The organism is Streptomyces sp. NPDC021224 (genome assembly GCF_044332905.1).
Lineage (GTDB): Bacteria > Actinomycetota > Actinomycetes > Streptomycetales > Streptomycetaceae > Actinacidiphila.
In genome coordinates this window covers 43,998-60,784 of sequence record NZ_JBIRPW010000002.1, presented here as the reverse complement: position 1 = coordinate 60,784, position 16,787 = coordinate 43,998, and the positions used below count along the sequence as shown (strand labels likewise).

Sequence of the window (16,787 nt, the reverse complement as noted above, 5' to 3'; positions counted from 1 at the left end):
GATCGGTGGGCCGACGGTCGAACACCCTGCCCCTACTCCTCGGACAGCACGATGACGAGAAGGCGGGTTCCGGGACGTCCCCGGGAACCGGACGGACGACGGCTCCCGGAACGGCGCCGTCCCGGGCCCGTGGCGCCCCTCCCGCTCGCCGGAGGGGCGGACCTGTGCCGCAGGGACCGCTCCTCGACGCCACCCTCAACCGCGTCGAGCAGGATGTCGACCCGCCGGATCGGCCTCGGGAGCCGAACGGTGACCACCACCACCTCACCGTCGGAGGAGAAGCCGCTGCCGTCGCGTCCGGCGTGCGGCGCATCGGTCGACGACCGCGCTTCACGGGCAGCACGCCGCCGCCGCTCGTGAGCCGCGACCCTCGACCGCCAGCCCTCCCGCGTCAATCCGTGCGCTTCGAGGAAGTCCGAGCGCTGGGCCGGATCCATGGAGTTGTACTCCCGGATCAACGACGAGATGTCGTCGTCATCGTCGGGGAAAAGCATGGCCACGACAGCCTCCTACGGGCACGGCGAAATCGAGACAACGGTGCATTAACAGAGGAACAAGGCACGCTGATTTCGCCGCGGGACTCGTCCGGTGGTGAGTGGGGTTCCGCGCGGAGAACTGCCCGACGGTACACCCGATCTGTGCAACTGCCGTACAAGGGCACCCCGAGGAGAGCCCCACGAAAATCTCAACTCACCTGCCACCGAAGGAATTCGGCGGCAAGTCAGTCGCACCAGATTGACACAGGCCCTCGTCCGTGTCCAGCGCCGATTCGCCTGTGTCGCGCCCTTTCATTTCGCCCCGATCGCCCCTCTTTCCGCAGTTCTGCGGCTTCTGCCCCGTCCCCGAACACGAACCTTGTCGTTCATGTCGAGACACTTGCTGGCGCAGCCCACCGGAGACTCCGGACAAAGATTTTTGCTGCATTGCAGGTGTCAAATTTCACTGCTAGCATGCTTCTGACCAGCACGAACAGCCTGCGACGCACGAGGTCGGCGGCTCGGCCGAGGGGAACGCCCGCGTGATCGACGAGAGCGAAGACTTCGGATCGTGGCTCGGGAGGCAGCTCCGACGCCGCGAGATGACGCAGACGGAACTCGCGACCACGGTCGGCGTCACTCGCGCCGCGGTGTCCGCGTGGATCACCGGTCGGGCACAGCCGCGTCCGGAGACGGTGCGTCTGATCGCCGACGCCTTCGACACCGACCTGGCCACGGTGTACGGGCGCACGAGCGACGCGGTCGCGGCGCGCCCGGTGGCGTGGTACCACCGTCCGGCGCACGCCGACGGCGGGCGGGAGTTCGGCAACGCGGCGGCGTTCGCCTTCGACGCGGACCTCGGCGTCCTCGCACGTGAGGCGACGCAGAACTCTCTCGACGAGCGGCGTGACCCCGCACGGCCCGTCCGCGTCCGTTACATCCTCCACGAGCTCACCGGTGAGCATCTTCGCAGTTTCCTGGACGCCGTGCAGTGGGAATCGCTCAAGGCCCACTACGCAGCCGCCGCGACCACCGACCAGAAGGTCGGCCGCGCACTCGCCGAGGGACTGCGGGAGCTGGAGGCCACCGGTTCGCTCCTGTTGCTGCGGGTGGACGACTACAACGCCAACGGCCTCACCGGTCCCGAGTACGGGGACGGCCGTTTCGCCGCCGTCGTCCGACGTCAGCTCGACAGCCACAAGGGCGACAACCGTCGGGCCGGCGGCTCCTACGGCCTGGGCAAGGCCACGTTGTGGGCCACCAGCCGACTCGGCCTCGTCCTCGTCAACAGCACCCTCTCCGTACCCCACGAGGGCCGCACGTCGAGGCGGCTGATCGGTCGTCTGGACCTGCCCTGGCGCGAGGTGGGCAACGAGTCGTTCGCCGGACCGGCCTGGTTCGGCGAACCGGACAGTGACCGCGCGTTCGAGAACGTGTCCCGGTCCTGGTGGGGTGTCGAACAGGAGACCACGAACCTCCACCTGGAGCGTGAGGGCGAGGATCCGGGCACCTCCTTCCTCGTGGTGGGTGCCCACGACGCCGCCGCCGTCGCGGCCGGCGACGAGGGGCTGCAGGCCATGCACGACAAGCTCTGCGACTCCTTGGCGGAGAACTTCTGGGCCGCGATGACCGGGACGGACGCCGTGCCACCGCTGCTGGAGGCTTCCGTCCGCACCCTGCGCAACGGGGCGGAGTTGATCCCGGAGACACGCATCAGCCCCGACCAGCGCCGACCTGCCCTGGCCCGCGCACTACGTGCCTATCTGGCCGGACGGACCGTCACCGAACTCACCGACCGGACCGACGTGGTTGAGCGCGCCGTCCCGCTGACCGTGCCGCCCCTGCGTTCCGACGGCAAGGGAGCCACGTCGGTCACCCACGACGCCGTCCTGCTGCTCACCCCGGCGGACGGCAACGACCGGACGCACAGCCAGGTCGTGTCCATGCGGGGGAACCGCATGCGGATCACCGGTCGCCGGCCGCGTGACCTGGGCCTCGGCGTCGAGCCCTACCAGGCCGTTCTGCTCGCGGGTTTCGCCACTGCCCGCGAAGGGGAAGACGTCGTGCGCGCCGAGGCGTTCCTCCGCGCGTCAGAGCCGCCCGAGCACAACCGCTGGGAGTGGACCGAGGAGTTGTCCGACGCGTACGTACGCGGCGCGAAGAAGCGCCTCGACGAGTTCCGCGTGGCGATCGACGACGCGGTGCGGGCGATCGTCGGCACGCGGGTAGCCGCCCCCACCGACGAAGCAGGCCCCGAGCTGCTCCGCAGCCTGTTGCAGCTCACCGCCCCGACCGGCGGGCGAACGACGACACGTCGTGGCCGCGGCTACCCCGTCGTCGACGACATCGACGGCGAGGTCGACGACACCGGGGCCTGGTCACTGCGTGTCCGCGTCGCCGTCCCGCAGCAGGACGATGCCTGGTACCTCTCACCGACGGCGTGCTTCGGAGCCGCCGGAACGGGTTCCGGGAGCCCGGTCCGCTGGGCGGAACTGACCGCCACGGAGAACTGCTCGTTCACCGGGGACGTCCTCGTCGTCGCTCCGGGAGTCCGGTACGCGATGTTCAGTGGTGTCACCGACGTCAACAGCCACCCGGTGAGCGCCGCTCGGACCAACGTGACCGTGAGCCTGCGCAGGGCCGCCGAAGGAGCCGCACGCCCATGAGCCGGATCATCTATCCCTACGACGTCCTGACCGGACCGGTCGAGGTAGACGTCACCCGCGTCCGGGTAGACGGACGCCCACTCGACTACGCCAGGGTCTCCCCCTCGCTGCGCACCGTCGCCCTCGACGCCGGTCGCGACAGTTGGCAGGAGGCGGTGTTCGACGTCCGCGCGGTGCTGCCCGAGGAGGAGATCGCCTACGGTCCCTGGTCCGAACTCGTCTGCGTGGCCGTGCTGGAGGAGAAGGCCACCAACACCCGTACCGTTCAACGCCTCGCCAGGGACCGCAACTCCGGCTCCTGGCAGGGCCCGGTACGGCTGCGCCGCTCCCGACACCGTTCCCGAGCCACCCTCGGGGTGCAGGTGGTGGCGGCGGTCGGTGGGGTCCGGGGGCGCATGATCGGGTGGGGCGAGAACGACTGGGCAGTCGACCTCCGAGCCGAGGTCCCCGTCCGCGACGAGGAGATCCGGATCGTCGAAGCAGACTTCCGCGACGGTCCGTACTCCTGGCTGCGCCCGTTCAAGGACGCTCCGTGGTTCGTCGACACATCCGGAGAAATGCCGACCGTCTATCTGAACCGGGGCGTCGAGGGGCTGACCGCTCTGCTGCGCGGTCGCAGCACCACGGAGAAGGCGACTGCCGCTCTCGTCAACGCGCAGATCGTCAGCGACGTGTGGGAGACGATGTTCCACGCGGCGGTGAGCGACATCGACCTGGACGAGGACGCCCGACCACGAATGCCCGACGGCTGGCGTGGCTCCGTTCTGGACACCATGCTCTCCGACGTCCTGCCCGGACTGTCCCCCTCGGACGCGCTCGTCGAGCTCCAGGCGCGCCGAGAGGAGGGCCACGGTTGGGCCGAGCTGCAGTCCCGCGTCCAGTACGCCGCCGGGCTGCGGGCGCAGCTGCCCAAACAGCTCGCCACGACACTGCGCCTCACCGCCCGCTCGACACAGGGAGAACTTCGGTGACGACCGAGCACGCCACGGTGGATCGGCTCGCCCTGCTGCCGGTGGGGGTGGCCGCCCGCCATCTCAGCCAGGCGGTTCGCTCCGGGGCCGAACCTCCCGCCCAGGTCGCCCTGTTGCGCGCCGCGGTCGCGATCACCGATCCGTCGGCGCGGTGGAGCACCGCGCCGGTCCGGGATCTGTTGGACCAGGCCATGGCCCGCTTCGCGAGCAGCCGCACCGACGCCGACGCCTGGCTGGCCCCGCGCCTGCACGCGACTCTCCGACTGACCAGGAGCGAGGCCGCCGACAAGGATCTGTGGGCGTACCTCGCCATGGTCGTCGCCCCGGACTACGTCCTGTGGCGACACCTTCCGGCGGGCGACGACGACGCGAGACCCGCCTCCGTCGTCCAGGCGTCCCGATTCGTGGGGGGTAACTCCGTCCAGGCATTCGCGCGACTCTGGTGGGCGGCCGAGATGTGTCGTGACGGCGCCGACTACCGTCCTGTCGAAGCGGCCTGCGGCAACCAGGACTTCCTCAACACCGCCCTGCGCCTGGGCATCATGGACCACCGCCCCACCGCACTGGCCGTGATCCGGGTCATGGAGAACCTCGCCGCATCCGGCGCTCCCCGACCGGGTGATCAGCTGAACGCGTTGTGCAAGGCCGTCGGTATCGCTGCCAGCACCCTCATGTACGAGACCGTCGGACCCGACGAACTCCCCGACGACGCCGAACTGCTGGCCTGGATCGACGAGGCCGACTCCGCTCCTCCCGTTCCCTGGGACCGTCTCCCCGACGGTCCCGACGACGGCACGGCCCCCGCCGCGTCCGTCGACGCCCTCACGCGACTCTTCGAGGACGTCAACGAGCACCTGGGCCGCGTCCGCGACCGAGGCGGCAGGTCCGCGCCGCTCGGGTGACCCCCAACCCTTCGGAGCGGCGCAGATCGTTCGACAAGACAGGGTTTGCCTCGGTCCGTGCCGTTCTTTTCCTCGACGGATTCGGCCTGGAAAACGCGTGACACCCCTGTAACACTCTGTATCTGACGGGGCGACAGACGACGGCACGGCTTCCGCGCGCTCGGCGTGGGCGGGGTTGTGGCGGGTGGATGGCGTCAGGCGGGGTGAGTGGGAAGGGTGGGGCCGTGGAGCCAGAGGTCGGGTCGGAGGTCTGGTACGGGGGTGGGCGGGGGTCGGGTTCGAGGCCGGGTTCGGGGTCGGGGTCGGTGTTTCGGTGGGATGTAGGGGGGCGGGCGGAGCGGCTGGTCGTGGAGGAGTATCCGCGGGCCACGGGGGAGGACTACGAGGACCTGCTCGGGGAGATGGCGGGGTCGGTGGTGGAGACCGCCGACGGGATGCTGGTGGGGGGGCCGGGGCAGGCGGAGGTGGAGGCCGCGGCGGCGATGTCGGGGCGGGGGGTGCGGGTGCGGGCGATGTATCCGCGGGGGCTGCTGGCGGTGCCGGAGAAGGCGTCGTGGCTGCGGCAGGTGTCGGACGCCGGGGTGAGTGTGCGGGTGCTGGACCACCTGCCGCACGATCTGATGGTCTTCGACCGGCACACCGTGTGCCTGGCGGCGCGGGTGGTGGCGTCGGGGGCGGAGGAGCCGCCGATGGTGCGGGTCAGCGGGGAGTTGCTGGCGGCGTCCTTCGCGGCGGTGTACGAGTCGTACTGGCGGCGCGGCACGCCCTTGTCGCGGATGTCGCCGGGGCCGCACCACGCTCAGCTCGGGGAGCGGGAGCGGGCGGTGATCCGGTTGATGACCAATGGCTACAGCGATGACAGGATCGCCAGAAAGCTGGGTATCACCTCTGCGGACGTACAGTCGGTGGTGGCCGCACTCATGGAACGGCTGGGCGCGGGAAGCCGGTTCGAGGCGGGGTACAAGCTTGCCCGGGAGGTCGATCCGCGGGACCTGTGAGGGTCGCCGGCCGGCGTGCGGGCCGGAAGGGAGCCGTGAGGTCGGTGCGCGACCGCGAGGCGATGCAGACGCTGCTCGCACGGGCCAGGGCGCGGGTCGACCCGGGCGAGTTCGGTCTCGCGCCGCGCGCCGACCCGCGCGGGCGCAAGGTGACCGGCCTGACGCACGAGCACATGACGCGGCTGCTGGGCTGGCCGGAGCACAAGTACGGGTACGTGGAGCGGGGGCGGCTCGCCGCGATCGAGGCGGAGCTGCTGGAGCCCGTCGCACGGATCCTGCGCCTGTCGGACCACGAGTGGGAGGCGCTGGTCCTGTACGCGACGGGGGTGCCGCCCGCCTACCGGCTGGATCCGGAGCTGGGCAGGGCCGTGCCGAGCCCCTGGGAGCGGGTGCTGCGCGGCTCGCACGAGATGGCGTACGTCAACGACGCGGCCTGGGACGTCGTCGCGTACAACGCCGCTTTCGCACGGCTCTTCCCGCGCCGTGAGGTGCCGGGCAACACGATGCGCTGGATGCTGCTGGACCCGGAGGCGAGGGAGGTCCTCGGGGACTGGGCGGAGAGCTGGCTGCCGCGGCTGGTGCCGCAGCTGCGGGCCGCGCTGGTGGCCAACCCGCACGACCGGCCGCTGGCGCAGCTGCACGCGGACGCCATGCGCGACCCGGTCGTCGCGCCCTTCCTGGAGGCGCCGACGGGCGAGTACATAGGGCCGCGGGCGGAGAGCGCGCTGCCGCTGGTGCACGCCGAGCTGGGGCCGGGGTGGGTGACGCTGTGCACGGCGGGGCCGTTCGGGGTGCCGGGCGGGCGGCTGATGTTCGTCCTCTTCGACCAGGGCGAGGAGCCGCGGCACGGCCCGGCCCTCACCGCGCCGGCCACCGTGCCCGTCGATCCGGAGGGCCTGGCGGGCGGTGGGCGCCGTTTCATCGCCGCGGATGCGGGCGGGGCGGCGGGGGCTGCCGGGAAGCCGGAGGAGAAGGTGGCGGCGGTACGCGCCCGTACGGCCGCCGATACGGCGAAAAGGCCTGCTGGGCCGCACAATTGGGCCCCATGAGCTTCCCTCTTCCGCATGCGCTGCGGTCGCTGACCCCCCATGTCCACGCCTGGCTCCCGGACGGCCACGCGACGTGGGGCATGGCCAACTGCGTCGTGGTCACCGGGCGGGGTACGGGCCCGGGTCCGGGCACCGCGCTGCTGGTCGACACCCCGTACACCGCCGACATGACCCGGCAGCTCCAGCGGCTCGTCGCCGGGCTCGGCGACGGCGGCGCGGGCGGGGACGGTTACCTGGTCCGTACCGTCGTCAACACCCACGGCAACGGCGACCACTCGTACGGCAACGGGCTCTTCCCGGGCGCCGACGTCGTCGCCACCGACGCCAACGGCGAGCACCTGTGCGCCGAGCCGGAGCCCGCCGTGCTGGCCGGGCTGGTCGCCGCCGCCGACCCGGCCACGCCCATCGGGGCGTACATGCGGCGGCACTTCGCGCGCTACGGCGACTTCGGCGGGGTCACGCCGCTGCACCCGAACCGTACCTTCAGCGGCGAACTGGACCTGGACGTCGACGGGGTGGCGGTGCGGCTCATCGAGGTCGGGCCCGCGCACACCGCGGGCGACCTGATCGTGCACCTGCCGCAGGAGGGGGTGGTGTGCGCGGGTGACGTCGTCTTCAACGAGGACCACCCGGTGCACTGGGCGGGGCCGCTGGAGTCGGTGCACGCCGCGTGCGCGCGCATCCTGGAGTGCGACCCGCGGATCGTCGTACCGGGGCACGGGCCGGTGATGACGCCCGCGGACGTACGGCGCTACGCCGACTACCTGCTGGACCTGCGGGAGGTCATCCACCGCGGGCACGCGGCGGGCCGCCCGCTGCCGGTCCTGGCCGCGGACCTGCTCGCGGCCGACCCCTACCCGCAGTGGGGGCTGAACGAGCGGATGGCGATCCTCGCGGCCGTCGAGTACCGCGCCCTGGACGGCGTCACCGACCGGGCCGACCTCGTCGCCCTCGTCGGCCTCGCGGCGGGTTTCGCGACCGCGACCGGGACCGCAGAGGCAGAGGCAGAGGCAGAGGCGGAGGACGGCAGCGGCGGACGGGAGCGGGCCGCCGCGGACGGCGGGGCGGCGGCGGGCGGCGGCGCGGGCAGCTGACCGTACGGGCGGCGGGCCGGAGCAGCGGCCGCGGGGACGATGCCGGGCCGTGGGCTGGAGATGCCGACGGCCCCGGCGTCGGGGGGGGTGAACGCCGGGGCCGCGGCGGCTCCTGGGGGCCGGGAGCGGGCGCCGAGCCCGTGCCGTGACCGTACTCCTGCGGTGTTTCCGTCGTGCGTCCGCGGCCGCTTCCGCGCCTGCTTCCGCGATCCGCTTGCGCGGTCCGTCTCAGCGTAGTGCTTCCGCGTGGTGCTTCCGCGTCATGCGCGCCGGACGCCGCCGGTGGTGTCGGGGGCAGGACGGGTGCCCGCCCTCCGATACCTCCGAGCCTATGCCCGTGCGCCTAGTTTATGCGCGGATATCCGTACGTGCGTGCGTTTCGGCGTGGTGTTTCGCGCCGGATTTCAGACGGCGACGTCATGGCCGTGCAGCCACGGCACCGGGTCGACCGGTGCACCGCCGCCGGGGCGTACTTCGAGGTGCAGATGCGGGCCCGGCACATTGCCGGTCGCGCCGACCCGGCCGATGGTGTCGCCCGTGGTGACGCGGCCGCCGGTGGCGACCATCGTCGACAGGTGGCAGTACCAGAGCTCGGTGCCGTCGTCGAGCCGCAGCACGACCCGGTAGCCGTACGAGCCCGCCCAGCCGGCCGAGGTGACCGTGCCGGTGTGGACGGCGTGCACCGGGGTGCCGGTGGGGGCGGCGAAGTCCTGGCCGGTGTGCGTGGCCCACATGTTGCTCGACTCGCCGAAGGCGTTGGTGAGCGTGTACGAGGCAACCGGCTTGACGTAGGAGGCGGCGAGCTTCGCCAGCCGCTCCGCCTCCGCCTGCGCGGCGGCCTCGGCGGCGGCCTTGGCCTTCGCCTCTGCCTCGGCCTTCGCCGCGGCGGCCTGCTCGCGCACCTTGCGGGCCGCGGCCTCCTTGGCCGCCTGCTCCGCGGCGACCCGCTCCACGGCCTCGCGGGCGCGGCGCTCGGCGTCCGCGCGCTGCTGGGTGACCTGGGCGATGATGCGGCTGCACAGCGCCTCGCCGGGGTCGGCGGCCTCCGCGGCGGGCTCGGCGCACGGGGCGTCCTCGGCCTCGGCGGTGCGCGGGGCGGCGGGGGCCGCGGTCGCCGCCCGGGTGACGGCGGCGGGGTCGTACGACGGGGTGCCGACCGCCACGTCCGGCAGCGGCACGGCGGGGGCGGGGGCGGGGGCGGGAACCGCGGCCGGGGCGGCGGGAGCCGCGGGCACGGCGGGCAGGTCCGGAGCCGCTATCGGCGCGGCGGCGGCGGGGGGCTCGGCTGCGGCGGCGACGCCGCCCGCGCCGACCGCGGCCATCGCCGCCATGCCGAGCACGGCGGAACCGACGCTCGCCGCGCCGCTCAGACCGGCACCCAGGCCGCCGCCCAGCCCCGGGAGCCCGCTGCGCTGCCGGGGCAGGCGCGGCTGGCTGCGCGGGCCGTCACCCGGGAGACCGTCGCCCGGGAGGCCGTCGGCGTCGGGCCGGGGGGAGCCGGCCGGCGCGGGGGCCTCGGGGGCGGGGACTGCGACGGCTGCCGGGAGCGGTTCGGCGGAGCCGGGGAAGCCCTGGTAGGAGGGGACTTCGGGGGTGACGGGAGTGACGGGGACGCCGGGGAAAGCACCGGGGCCGTCGGGCGAGAAGCGCTCGCCGGGCTCTCCGAAGTGCCACTGTCCGGTCGGTTCTGCCACCGGAGTCGGAGCGTAGGCAGGCTGGTTGGACGCCACGGGGGCGCACTCCTTTCCTTCCTTCTCGCCTACCGGGTTAGCTGACGGGTTCGGAGCAGGAAGGTCTCCTACGGACGGCCTGACGGCCCCCCGATTCACCCCATTGGACCCCTTCCGTGGTGACGGAAGGGCGGGTCCCCGGTTCCCGCGGACGGGATTCGGCAAGCGCACGGTGCCGCCTGTCGGCGGCAGTGACGACCGCGCTGCGTTATCGAACGTTAATAGAGCCGGACGGGTTTTCCAAGCCGAACCGAAGAGTTGGGGGTGGGAAGCAATCGGGCAGGGTATACGGAGAGGGGAGGAAGCGGACACGCGGCGTGGCCGGGCAGTGATGTGAGTGTTCGCCAGTTGTTACCGGGAGGGGGAGGCGTGATCACGCGCAGTGAGGGTTCGATGACCCGTGCGGCAGCGCTCGGAGGGCGCGCCGCAGCAGGTACGGGCGCACGCGGGGCGGGCACGGCGGGCGCGGCACAGGTACGCCAGTGGTCTGGACCTGTGCCATTTCGCGAATCCCTTGGCATGTCAGGGGCGTGAGCCGCACGATGGGCGGGCCCCATGTCTTTGTCATGCACTCGTCCATACCATGACGCCTCAGGGAGCCCTCGATGCATCGCCCCAACCCCGGCGAGCCCAGCCGCCGTTCACTGCTGCGCGGCGGACTCGGACTCGGCGCCGCCGCCACCGCGGGCCTGGCCGCCGACCTCTGGCCGGCCGCCTCCGCCCCGGCCGCCACACCCGCCGCGAACCGCGCCGCCCGCGCCGCCGCAGCCGCCGTCGACTACCCGTCAGCCACCTGGGCGCCGGCCAGCACCGCCAACTACACGGCGTCCAACCGGCCCACCAGCTACCCGATCCAGATGGTGGTCATCCACGTCACGCAGGAGACCTTCGCCGACACGATCACGCTCTTCCAGGACCCGGCGCACGCGGCCACCGCCCACTACGTCGTCCGGTCCGCCGACGGGGCGATCGACCAGTGCGTCCGCGAGCACGACATCGCCTGGCACGCCGGGAACTGGGACTACAACACCCGCAGCATCGGCATCGAGCACGAGGGCTGGGTCGACCAGCCGTCGTACTTCACCACCGCGATGTACCACTCCTCGGCGGCGCTGACGGCGGCGATCTGCGACAAGTACGGCATACCCAAGGACCGCGACCACATCATCGGCCACGTCCAGGTGCCCGGCACCGACCACACCGACCCGGGCCCCAACTGGGACTGGGTGCGCTACATCCGGCTCGTCAACGGCGTCTGAGCCGGACGGTCGCGGGCGCCGCGGGGCCCCGCCCTCCCGGACCGGCCCGGGTCACAGTCGTCACGGGCCGGGGGCGTCGAGGGGCAGGTCGAGGGGGAACAGGACGCTCAGCCGCGGCAGCCGCCGGGCCGCCTCCTCCTCGTCAAGGGCGGACCAGCGGCGCCCGGCCGGGTCGGAGCCGTCCACCGGTACGGGCGGGGCGCCGGCCCTCCGCCCGCCGCCCGGGGCGGGCCAGGAGCGGCGGGCGCCGCGGACGGCGGCGTAAAAGGCGTCGCCGAAGTCCTCGGAGGGGCCGGTGGCCAGCTCGTACGCGGCGAAGCCGACCGTGTCCAGGGCGGGCCACACGGGGCGGTCGGCGGCGGGCCAGGACGCGCGCGGGCAGGCGGACAGCCGCAGCACCTCGGGGGCGTAGGCCAGCACGTCCGGGTCGTTCGCCGCGGCCTCGAAGACGGCGCGGCCGAGGCCCATCATCCAGTGCTGGAAGGAGCGGAAGGTGTCGTCGGAACACCAGCCGCCGAAGATCCGGTCGGCGGCGGCCCACAGGTCCCAGGTGCGGGCCAGGTCGGTCAGTTCGTCGAGCCAGGCCTGGAAGGCCACGATCTCGTCGCCGGTGCGCCGCGCGAGGCCGTCGCGCAGACAGGCGTCGCGTTTGTCGCTGCCCCTCCCGTGCTGCCGGGAGTCCTCCAGGAGGGCCCAGAAGGAGTCGCTGTTCATGGAGGTTGACTATGCCAGGGGCTTCTGACGACTCCAATTCGCTTGTCAGGGACGGAAGTTGACGTCGCACGCTGGGCGGGCGGCTGTGACGCGCGGGCCGCGGGTGGTTCCGGATCCGGGGCGGCCGCGGGCTCTCCCGCACCCGGCCGGGGCGGGACGAGGGCCTGCCGGACGCCGTGTCCGGTGACCCTCGCCACACGCGCCACACCGCGTCCGGCACCCCGGGCGAGGCCGTACCGGCTGCGCCGCACGCACCGTGTCCGGTGCGCCGCGCCATCTCCGTCGCGCCGCACCGCGCCGTGTCCGGTGCGCCGCGCCCGGCCTCGCCGGGAGCCCGTGGTGCCACTCCGGCAGCGCCCGGCCTGGGGGCCCGAGCCCTGCGTCCCGCAGCCCGGGACCGTACGGGCGGACCGTCGTCCACAGGGTGTGGACGGACGGGTCGCGCCCGGGTCGGCGGCGGTGGGGCCGCCGGTACGGACCGGGGGCGGGACGGAGGGGTCAGGCTCTCCAGAGCCAGGCGAAAACGGCGGCGCACGTGCCCATGGTGACCAGGATGGCGATCAACCGGACCGTCAACTCAGGGGCCTCGATGGCCCGCTGCACCGTTCGCCACAAGCCATTCGTGATCATGGCTCACCTCCCGCTACGGCAGGTGCCCCGCGCTGAAGTGGCAGGTCACCCGCCTTACTCACAACGGTGATGCCCCACCAGCCCCAGCGCCCACGCCGCTCCGCCCGATTCACCCGACTGGCGGAACACGATCCACCGTTCGGCGGTACGCTCCGGCCGCTGCGACCGTGCGCCGGAGCCCGCGGTTCCCGCCGGTCCGACCGCCCGCGCCCCTTCGCGCCGTGATTTCCGGCCGGCCACCGGACCTGCGGTCCTGACCGGGCCGAACGCCCCGCCGACCGTCCGTTCCGGCGTCGGCGACCGGTGGGTGCCCGGCTCGAAGCCGACACTCCACCACCGTGTACCCCGCACCGTAAAGGCTCGCGGCCAAACATACAAACGAAGCGCATAAGGGCGGGATTTCGCGCTCGGCGTGCGCCCCGCTCCTTTTCCGCGTACTCATTCATCCGCGGTCGGAAATCATCACCGCGGACACCTTCCGTCATCCGTTTCCGAAAGCAACCGGCGAATTGCTTTCAAGCTCCCTCTTCTTTCCCTCGTTCGGGTGACCTGCGCACCTTCCCCTGCTCTACCGTGTTCGCGCGCGGGCCGGCGAGGGCGCCCGCGCGCACCGAGATGAAATGGGGACATCGATGCTCCGGCTTTTACGTTCCTTTTCTGCGCCTCCGGCGCAGACGGTGAGCCGCAGATCCCGCCGGTTCGCCGCTCGCGCAGGAGTCGCCCTTTCGGCGGCGCTGCTCGCGGCGGCGGCCGGCTCCACCGCACCGGCCACGGCCCACGGGGGCGGAGGCGGCGGAGGCACCCCGCCACCGCCCGACGGCCCGCTGGTCAAGACCGTGCAGAACGCCACCAGCCCCGGCCGCATCCCGGCCGCGCACGGCGACACGCTCGACTGGACCGTCACCTACAAGGGCACCCCCACCCCCGGGACGCCCGCCACCATCACCGACCCGATCAGCGCGGGCCAGACGTATGTGCCCGGCTCGCTGCACGTCCCGCCCGGCTGGGCCTCCGGCTGGTCCACCGACGGCAGCACCTTCACCGGCACCGACCAGGGCGCCGCGACCACCGCGGTGCGCGGCACCAGCCCCGCGGACACCGGCGGCGGCACCGCCGTGAGCGGCGACCTGCTGCCACCCGTGCAGGCGGCAGCCCGCGCCACCGGCGGTGACGGCTTCACGCCGATCCTCTACCGCGCGCCCTCCGGCGACGTCGAGGCCTGGAACATCTACCACCACACCGGCCCCGCCAACCCGCTGGTGGTCTGCAACGACCTTTCCTCCGGCCAGCCCTGCGCGGGCGGGCCCTGGCCGCGCCCGCTCAACACCACGGCGGGCCCGCTCGGCAGCGGCGGCACCGGCGACGTCTTCACCACCCTCACCCCGCAGTACGTCCAGGACCCGCACCGCCCGGGAGTCGTCTACTACCCGGCGGTCGCGGCGCACTCGGTCGGCGCGGGCTGTCTGGACCTCGGCGCCCGCGCCAACTGTGGTTACGTCGCGCTGGAGTCGTCCACCGGCTCGCCCAGCGCCGCCAACGGGCTGGCCGGACTCGTCACACCCGGCGACGGCAAGGCGTACGGGGTGTCCAGCACGGGCGAGGTGCTGTGCCTCGACATGGCCTCGCAGAGCCCGTGCACCGGGCAGCCCTTCGCCGCGATCGTGCCGCCCAACCACAACGCGCCCGGGGCCACGTACTCCCTCTACCAGGGCGGCATGACCGTCGCCGGCGGGCGGGTCTACGCCTCCTCCTCGCCGCAGAACGGCGGCACGCCCACCTCGCTGGGCTGTTACGACCCGGCGACCGGCGCGGTGTGCGCGGGCTGGACCACACCGCACCCGGTGACGGCCGACCCGAACGCGTACACCTACAACGCCTTCGTCTCCTACGACACCGCGGGCGCGCCCAACGGCGTGTGCTCCGCCGTGACATCGGGCAGCGCACCGGCGACCGGCTGCTTCACGCTCGACGGGGGCGCGCTCGCCGCGCCCGCGACCGGGCTCGGGCAACTGTCCCCGGGCGTGCTGGTCTTCAGCCCGGAGGTCGTCAACACGGGCACCGAAACCCGCAGTTACTTCGCCGAGTGGGGCGGCCCGCTCCCCGGCAACACCACCTGCTACAGCTGGACACACGCCGCGCCCTGCGCCGGATTCCCGGCCGCGGCCGGCCACCCGGCCGTCAACGGCGGCGTCACCCGCGACTACGGCTACGCCTACGACGCCACCACCCGCTGCCTGTACGGGCTCGGCGACGCGGGCATCCTCTTCTCGATGGACCCGGCCACCGCGGGCTCGCCGTGCCTGCACACGGGCGCGTCCGTGACCCTCACCCCCGCCGACTTCTACTGCGACGGTTCGAGCCACACCGCCGCGTACACGCGGGCTCGGCTGACCGGGCTCGACCTCGCCCACACCGACCCGGCGGCCACCACGGTCGCCGTGACCGACCCGGACGGCACCGTCGTCGCCACACCCGCGCTGGGCGCCGACGGCACGATCGACCTCTCCGGGATCTCCGCCGCCCAACACCCCACCCTCACCGTCACCGTGCAGTTCAGCCTCACCGACACGAGCGACTTCGCGGGCGGCGCGCACCCGTCGCTCACCGTCGCCTTCCAGGGCGACGCTCCGCAGATCTGCCTCCGGACGGTCGTCGGGACGGACTGCGCCACCGCGCAGGTCCAGGACACGGCGGGCGGTACGGACGCGAGCGGGGCGTTGACCTCCAACACCGTGACCGTGCCGGTCATGCCGGGGGCGGCGTGCCGGCCGCACGTCACCGTCGTCAAGGAGATCTGCGGCTCGGTCTCGTCGCACGACTGCAAGCCGGGCGGACCCGGCCCATGGGTCAAGTCCAGCCCCGTCGGGCTGCTCCAGCTGCTCGGCACCGCGCACTGGCGCATCACCGTCAGCAACGCCGGGCCCGTCGCGGCCTCCGACGTGAGCGTCAACGACCCCACGACGCCGCAGTGTTCGCAGGCAGCGGGCAGCTTCACGCTCGCCGCGGGCGACAGCAAGCAGATCTACTGCGACTCCTTCCTGCTCGCCCTGCCGGTCAAGAACACGGCGTGGGCGAGCTTCGTCCCCGCCAACTCGCCGCACGGCACGCCCTACACGACCACCGACCCGTCGTCGGCGGTCGCGTGCTCGCTGCTGTGCATCCTCGTGCCGGCCGACAAGCACTGAGGGCCGCGCCCGGTACGTGACGGGCGCCCCCGCGTGCGGGCCCGTCTCCCCCGCTCCCCCGGCTCCCCCCGGCGGAGCGGCGGGAGGCGGGTCCGCGCCGCGCCACCGCGGGCAGGTACGCTCATGACCCTCACGGCGGCTCCGCTGCGTACCCCGGCCTCGTCCCGTACGCTGCCCGCGAGCCCGTGGGCCACGGCAGCCCGGCCCGGCTGCCGGCCGGACGCCGACGAGTACGGCACAGGGCATCGAGGGGTACGACGGGTGTCCCCTCTCCACAAGGGCGCGGCGCGAGGGGCGGATCACGTGGCAGACCAGCACGACGGCACCGGCATACCCGGCGAGCAGGCACCGCCCGCGGACGCGGCGGCAGCCGCCGCGGAGAAGGCCCCCGCGCAGTCGCCTGCGGCGGGCACGGACGCGACTCCGGCTCCGGCTCCGGCTCCCGCGAAGAAGGCACCCGCCGCGCGCAGGACGGCCACCGGTACGCGCAAGGCCGCGGCCGCCAAGTCCCCGCAGCCGCCCGCCGCCCAGCCCCTCCCCCCGGAGGCCCCGAAGCACGCCCCCGCGGACGCGACGCCTGCCACGCCGCAGCCCCCGGCGACCCCCACCCGCAAGACCGCCGCCGCACGCAAGACCGCGGCACCCGCCGCCCCGGAGGCCGCCGCTACGGGAAGCGCCGAACCGCAGCCCGAGCCTGCGCCCGCGCCCACCGCCAGGACCACCACCACCCGCAAGACCGCCGCCGCCCGCAAGTCGGCGACCGCGAACACCGGTACGCAGGCCGCCCAACCGCAACCCGAGGCCGCGCCCGCCGCAGCCGCCGAAGCGCAGAGCGCCCAGCCCCAAGCCGCGCCCACCGCCAAGACCACGACCACCCGCAGGACCGCCGCCGCCCGCAAGTCGGCGACCGCGAACACCGGTACGCAGGGCGCCGAGCCGCAGCCCGAGGCCGCGCCCGCCGCAGCCGCCGAAGCGCAGAGCGCCCAGCCCCAAGCCGCGCCCACCGCCAAGACCACGACCACCCGCAAGACCGCCGCCGCCCGCAAGTCGGCGACCGCGAACACCGGTACGCAGGCCGCCCAACCGCAACCCGAGGCCGCGCCCGCCGCAGCG

At 73.4% G+C, this 16,787-nt stretch carries 11 protein-coding genes, 1 pseudogene and 1 riboswitch; of the genes and pseudogenes, 9 read left to right on the top strand and 3 right to left on the bottom strand.

All coding sequences use genetic code 11. The features are described 5' to 3' along the window. Positions 1-32: 32 nt before the first annotated feature. A complete protein-coding gene (locus ACH4PY_RS05430) occupies positions 33-500 on the bottom strand; it encodes a hypothetical protein (RefSeq protein ID WP_398176214.1) in 468 nt (155 codons plus the stop codon). A gap of 518 nt (positions 501-1,018) precedes the next feature. Here ACH4PY_RS05430 and ACH4PY_RS05425 point away from each other — a divergent pair. The 6 genes from ACH4PY_RS05425 to ACH4PY_RS05400 all read left to right on the top strand — a co-directional run bounded on the left by ACH4PY_RS05425 (position 1,019) and on the right by ACH4PY_RS05400 (position 8,156). Then, positions 1,019-3,142 carry a helix-turn-helix domain-containing protein gene (locus ACH4PY_RS05425; protein WP_398176212.1) on the top strand — a complete coding sequence of 708 codons (2,124 nt, stop codon included), beginning with the start codon at positions 1,019-1,021 and terminating at the stop codon, positions 3,140-3,142. Then, positions 3,139-4,113 carry a hypothetical protein gene (locus ACH4PY_RS05420; RefSeq protein ID WP_398176210.1) on the top strand — a complete coding sequence of 325 codons (975 nt, stop codon included), beginning with the start codon at positions 3,139-3,141 and terminating at the stop codon, positions 4,111-4,113. Before ACH4PY_RS05425 ends, ACH4PY_RS05420 begins: the two co-directional genes overlap by 4 nt. Then, complete coding sequence (locus ACH4PY_RS05415; protein WP_398176208.1) at positions 4,110-5,015, top strand: DUF6339 family protein; 906 nt, start codon at positions 4,110-4,112, stop codon at positions 5,013-5,015. The genes ACH4PY_RS05420 and ACH4PY_RS05415 overlap by 4 nt, the downstream gene beginning before the upstream one ends. Before the next feature lie 347 nt (positions 5,016-5,362). Beyond that, complete coding sequence (locus ACH4PY_RS05410; RefSeq protein ID WP_398176206.1) at positions 5,363-6,013, top strand: LuxR C-terminal-related transcriptional regulator; 651 nt, start codon at positions 5,363-5,365, stop codon at positions 6,011-6,013. Between the two features lie 35 nt (positions 6,014-6,048). Next, positions 6,049-7,062: an XRE family transcriptional regulator gene (locus ACH4PY_RS05405; protein ID WP_398176204.1), complete on the top strand. Its 1,014-nt coding sequence runs from the start codon at positions 6,049-6,051 to the stop codon at positions 7,060-7,062. Then, positions 7,059-8,156 carry an MBL fold metallo-hydrolase gene (locus ACH4PY_RS05400; RefSeq protein ID WP_398176202.1) on the top strand — a complete coding sequence of 366 codons (1,098 nt, stop codon included), beginning with the start codon at positions 7,059-7,061 and terminating at the stop codon, positions 8,154-8,156. Before ACH4PY_RS05405 ends, ACH4PY_RS05400 begins: the two co-directional genes overlap by 4 nt. Positions 8,157-8,560: 404 nt before the next feature. Here the strand turns inward: ACH4PY_RS05400 and ACH4PY_RS05395 are convergent, their stop codons facing one another. Continuing rightward, entirely contained in the window at positions 8,561-9,850 is a 1,290-nt protein-coding gene (locus ACH4PY_RS05395) for a M23 family metallopeptidase (RefSeq protein WP_398176200.1), read from the bottom strand. A gap of 47 nt (positions 9,851-9,897) precedes the next feature. Then, positions 9,898-10,060: riboswitch (cyclic di-AMP (ydaO/yuaA leader) on the bottom strand. A 431-nt stretch (positions 10,061-10,491) separates the two neighbouring features. Between ACH4PY_RS05395 and ACH4PY_RS05390 the strand changes: the two genes are divergently transcribed. After that, on the top strand, positions 10,492-11,145 hold the full coding sequence (locus tag ACH4PY_RS05390) for an N-acetylmuramoyl-L-alanine amidase (RefSeq protein WP_398176198.1): 654 nt from the start codon (positions 10,492-10,494) through the stop codon (positions 11,143-11,145). 60 nt (positions 11,146-11,205) lie between these two features. Here ACH4PY_RS05390 and ACH4PY_RS05385 read toward each other — a convergent pair whose 3' ends face one another. Then, entirely contained in the window at positions 11,206-11,859 is a 654-nt protein-coding gene (locus tag ACH4PY_RS05385) for a DUF4240 domain-containing protein (RefSeq protein WP_398176196.1), read from the bottom strand. Positions 11,860-13,166: 1,307 nt separating this feature from the next. Between ACH4PY_RS05385 and ACH4PY_RS05380 the strand changes: the two genes are divergently transcribed. Together ACH4PY_RS05380 and ACH4PY_RS05375 are read left to right on the top strand one after the other, a co-directional pair. Then, entirely contained in the window at positions 13,167-15,674 is a 2,508-nt protein-coding gene (locus tag ACH4PY_RS05380; RefSeq protein ID WP_398176194.1) for a hypothetical protein, read from the top strand. Between the two features lie 303 nt (positions 15,675-15,977). Beyond that, positions 15,978-16,787 (top strand): annotated as a pseudogene (locus ACH4PY_RS05375) (hypothetical protein); the annotation flags it as partial.

Excerpts from the sequence above, each read along its gene's own strand:
- ACH4PY_RS05420 (WP_398176210.1), top strand. The coding sequence starts at position 3,139 with ATGAGCCGGATCATCTATCCCTACGACGTCCTGACCGGACCGGTCGAG.
- ACH4PY_RS05400 (WP_398176202.1), top strand. The coding sequence starts at position 7,059 with ATGAGCTTCCCTCTTCCGCATGCGCTGCGGTCGCTGACCCCCCATGTC.
- ACH4PY_RS05390 (WP_398176198.1), top strand. The coding sequence starts at position 10,492 with ATGCATCGCCCCAACCCCGGCGAGCCCAGCCGCCGTTCACTGCTGCGC.
- ACH4PY_RS05385 (WP_398176196.1), bottom strand. The coding sequence starts at position 11,859 with ATGAACAGCGACTCCTTCTGGGCCCTCCTGGAGGACTCCCGGCAGCAC.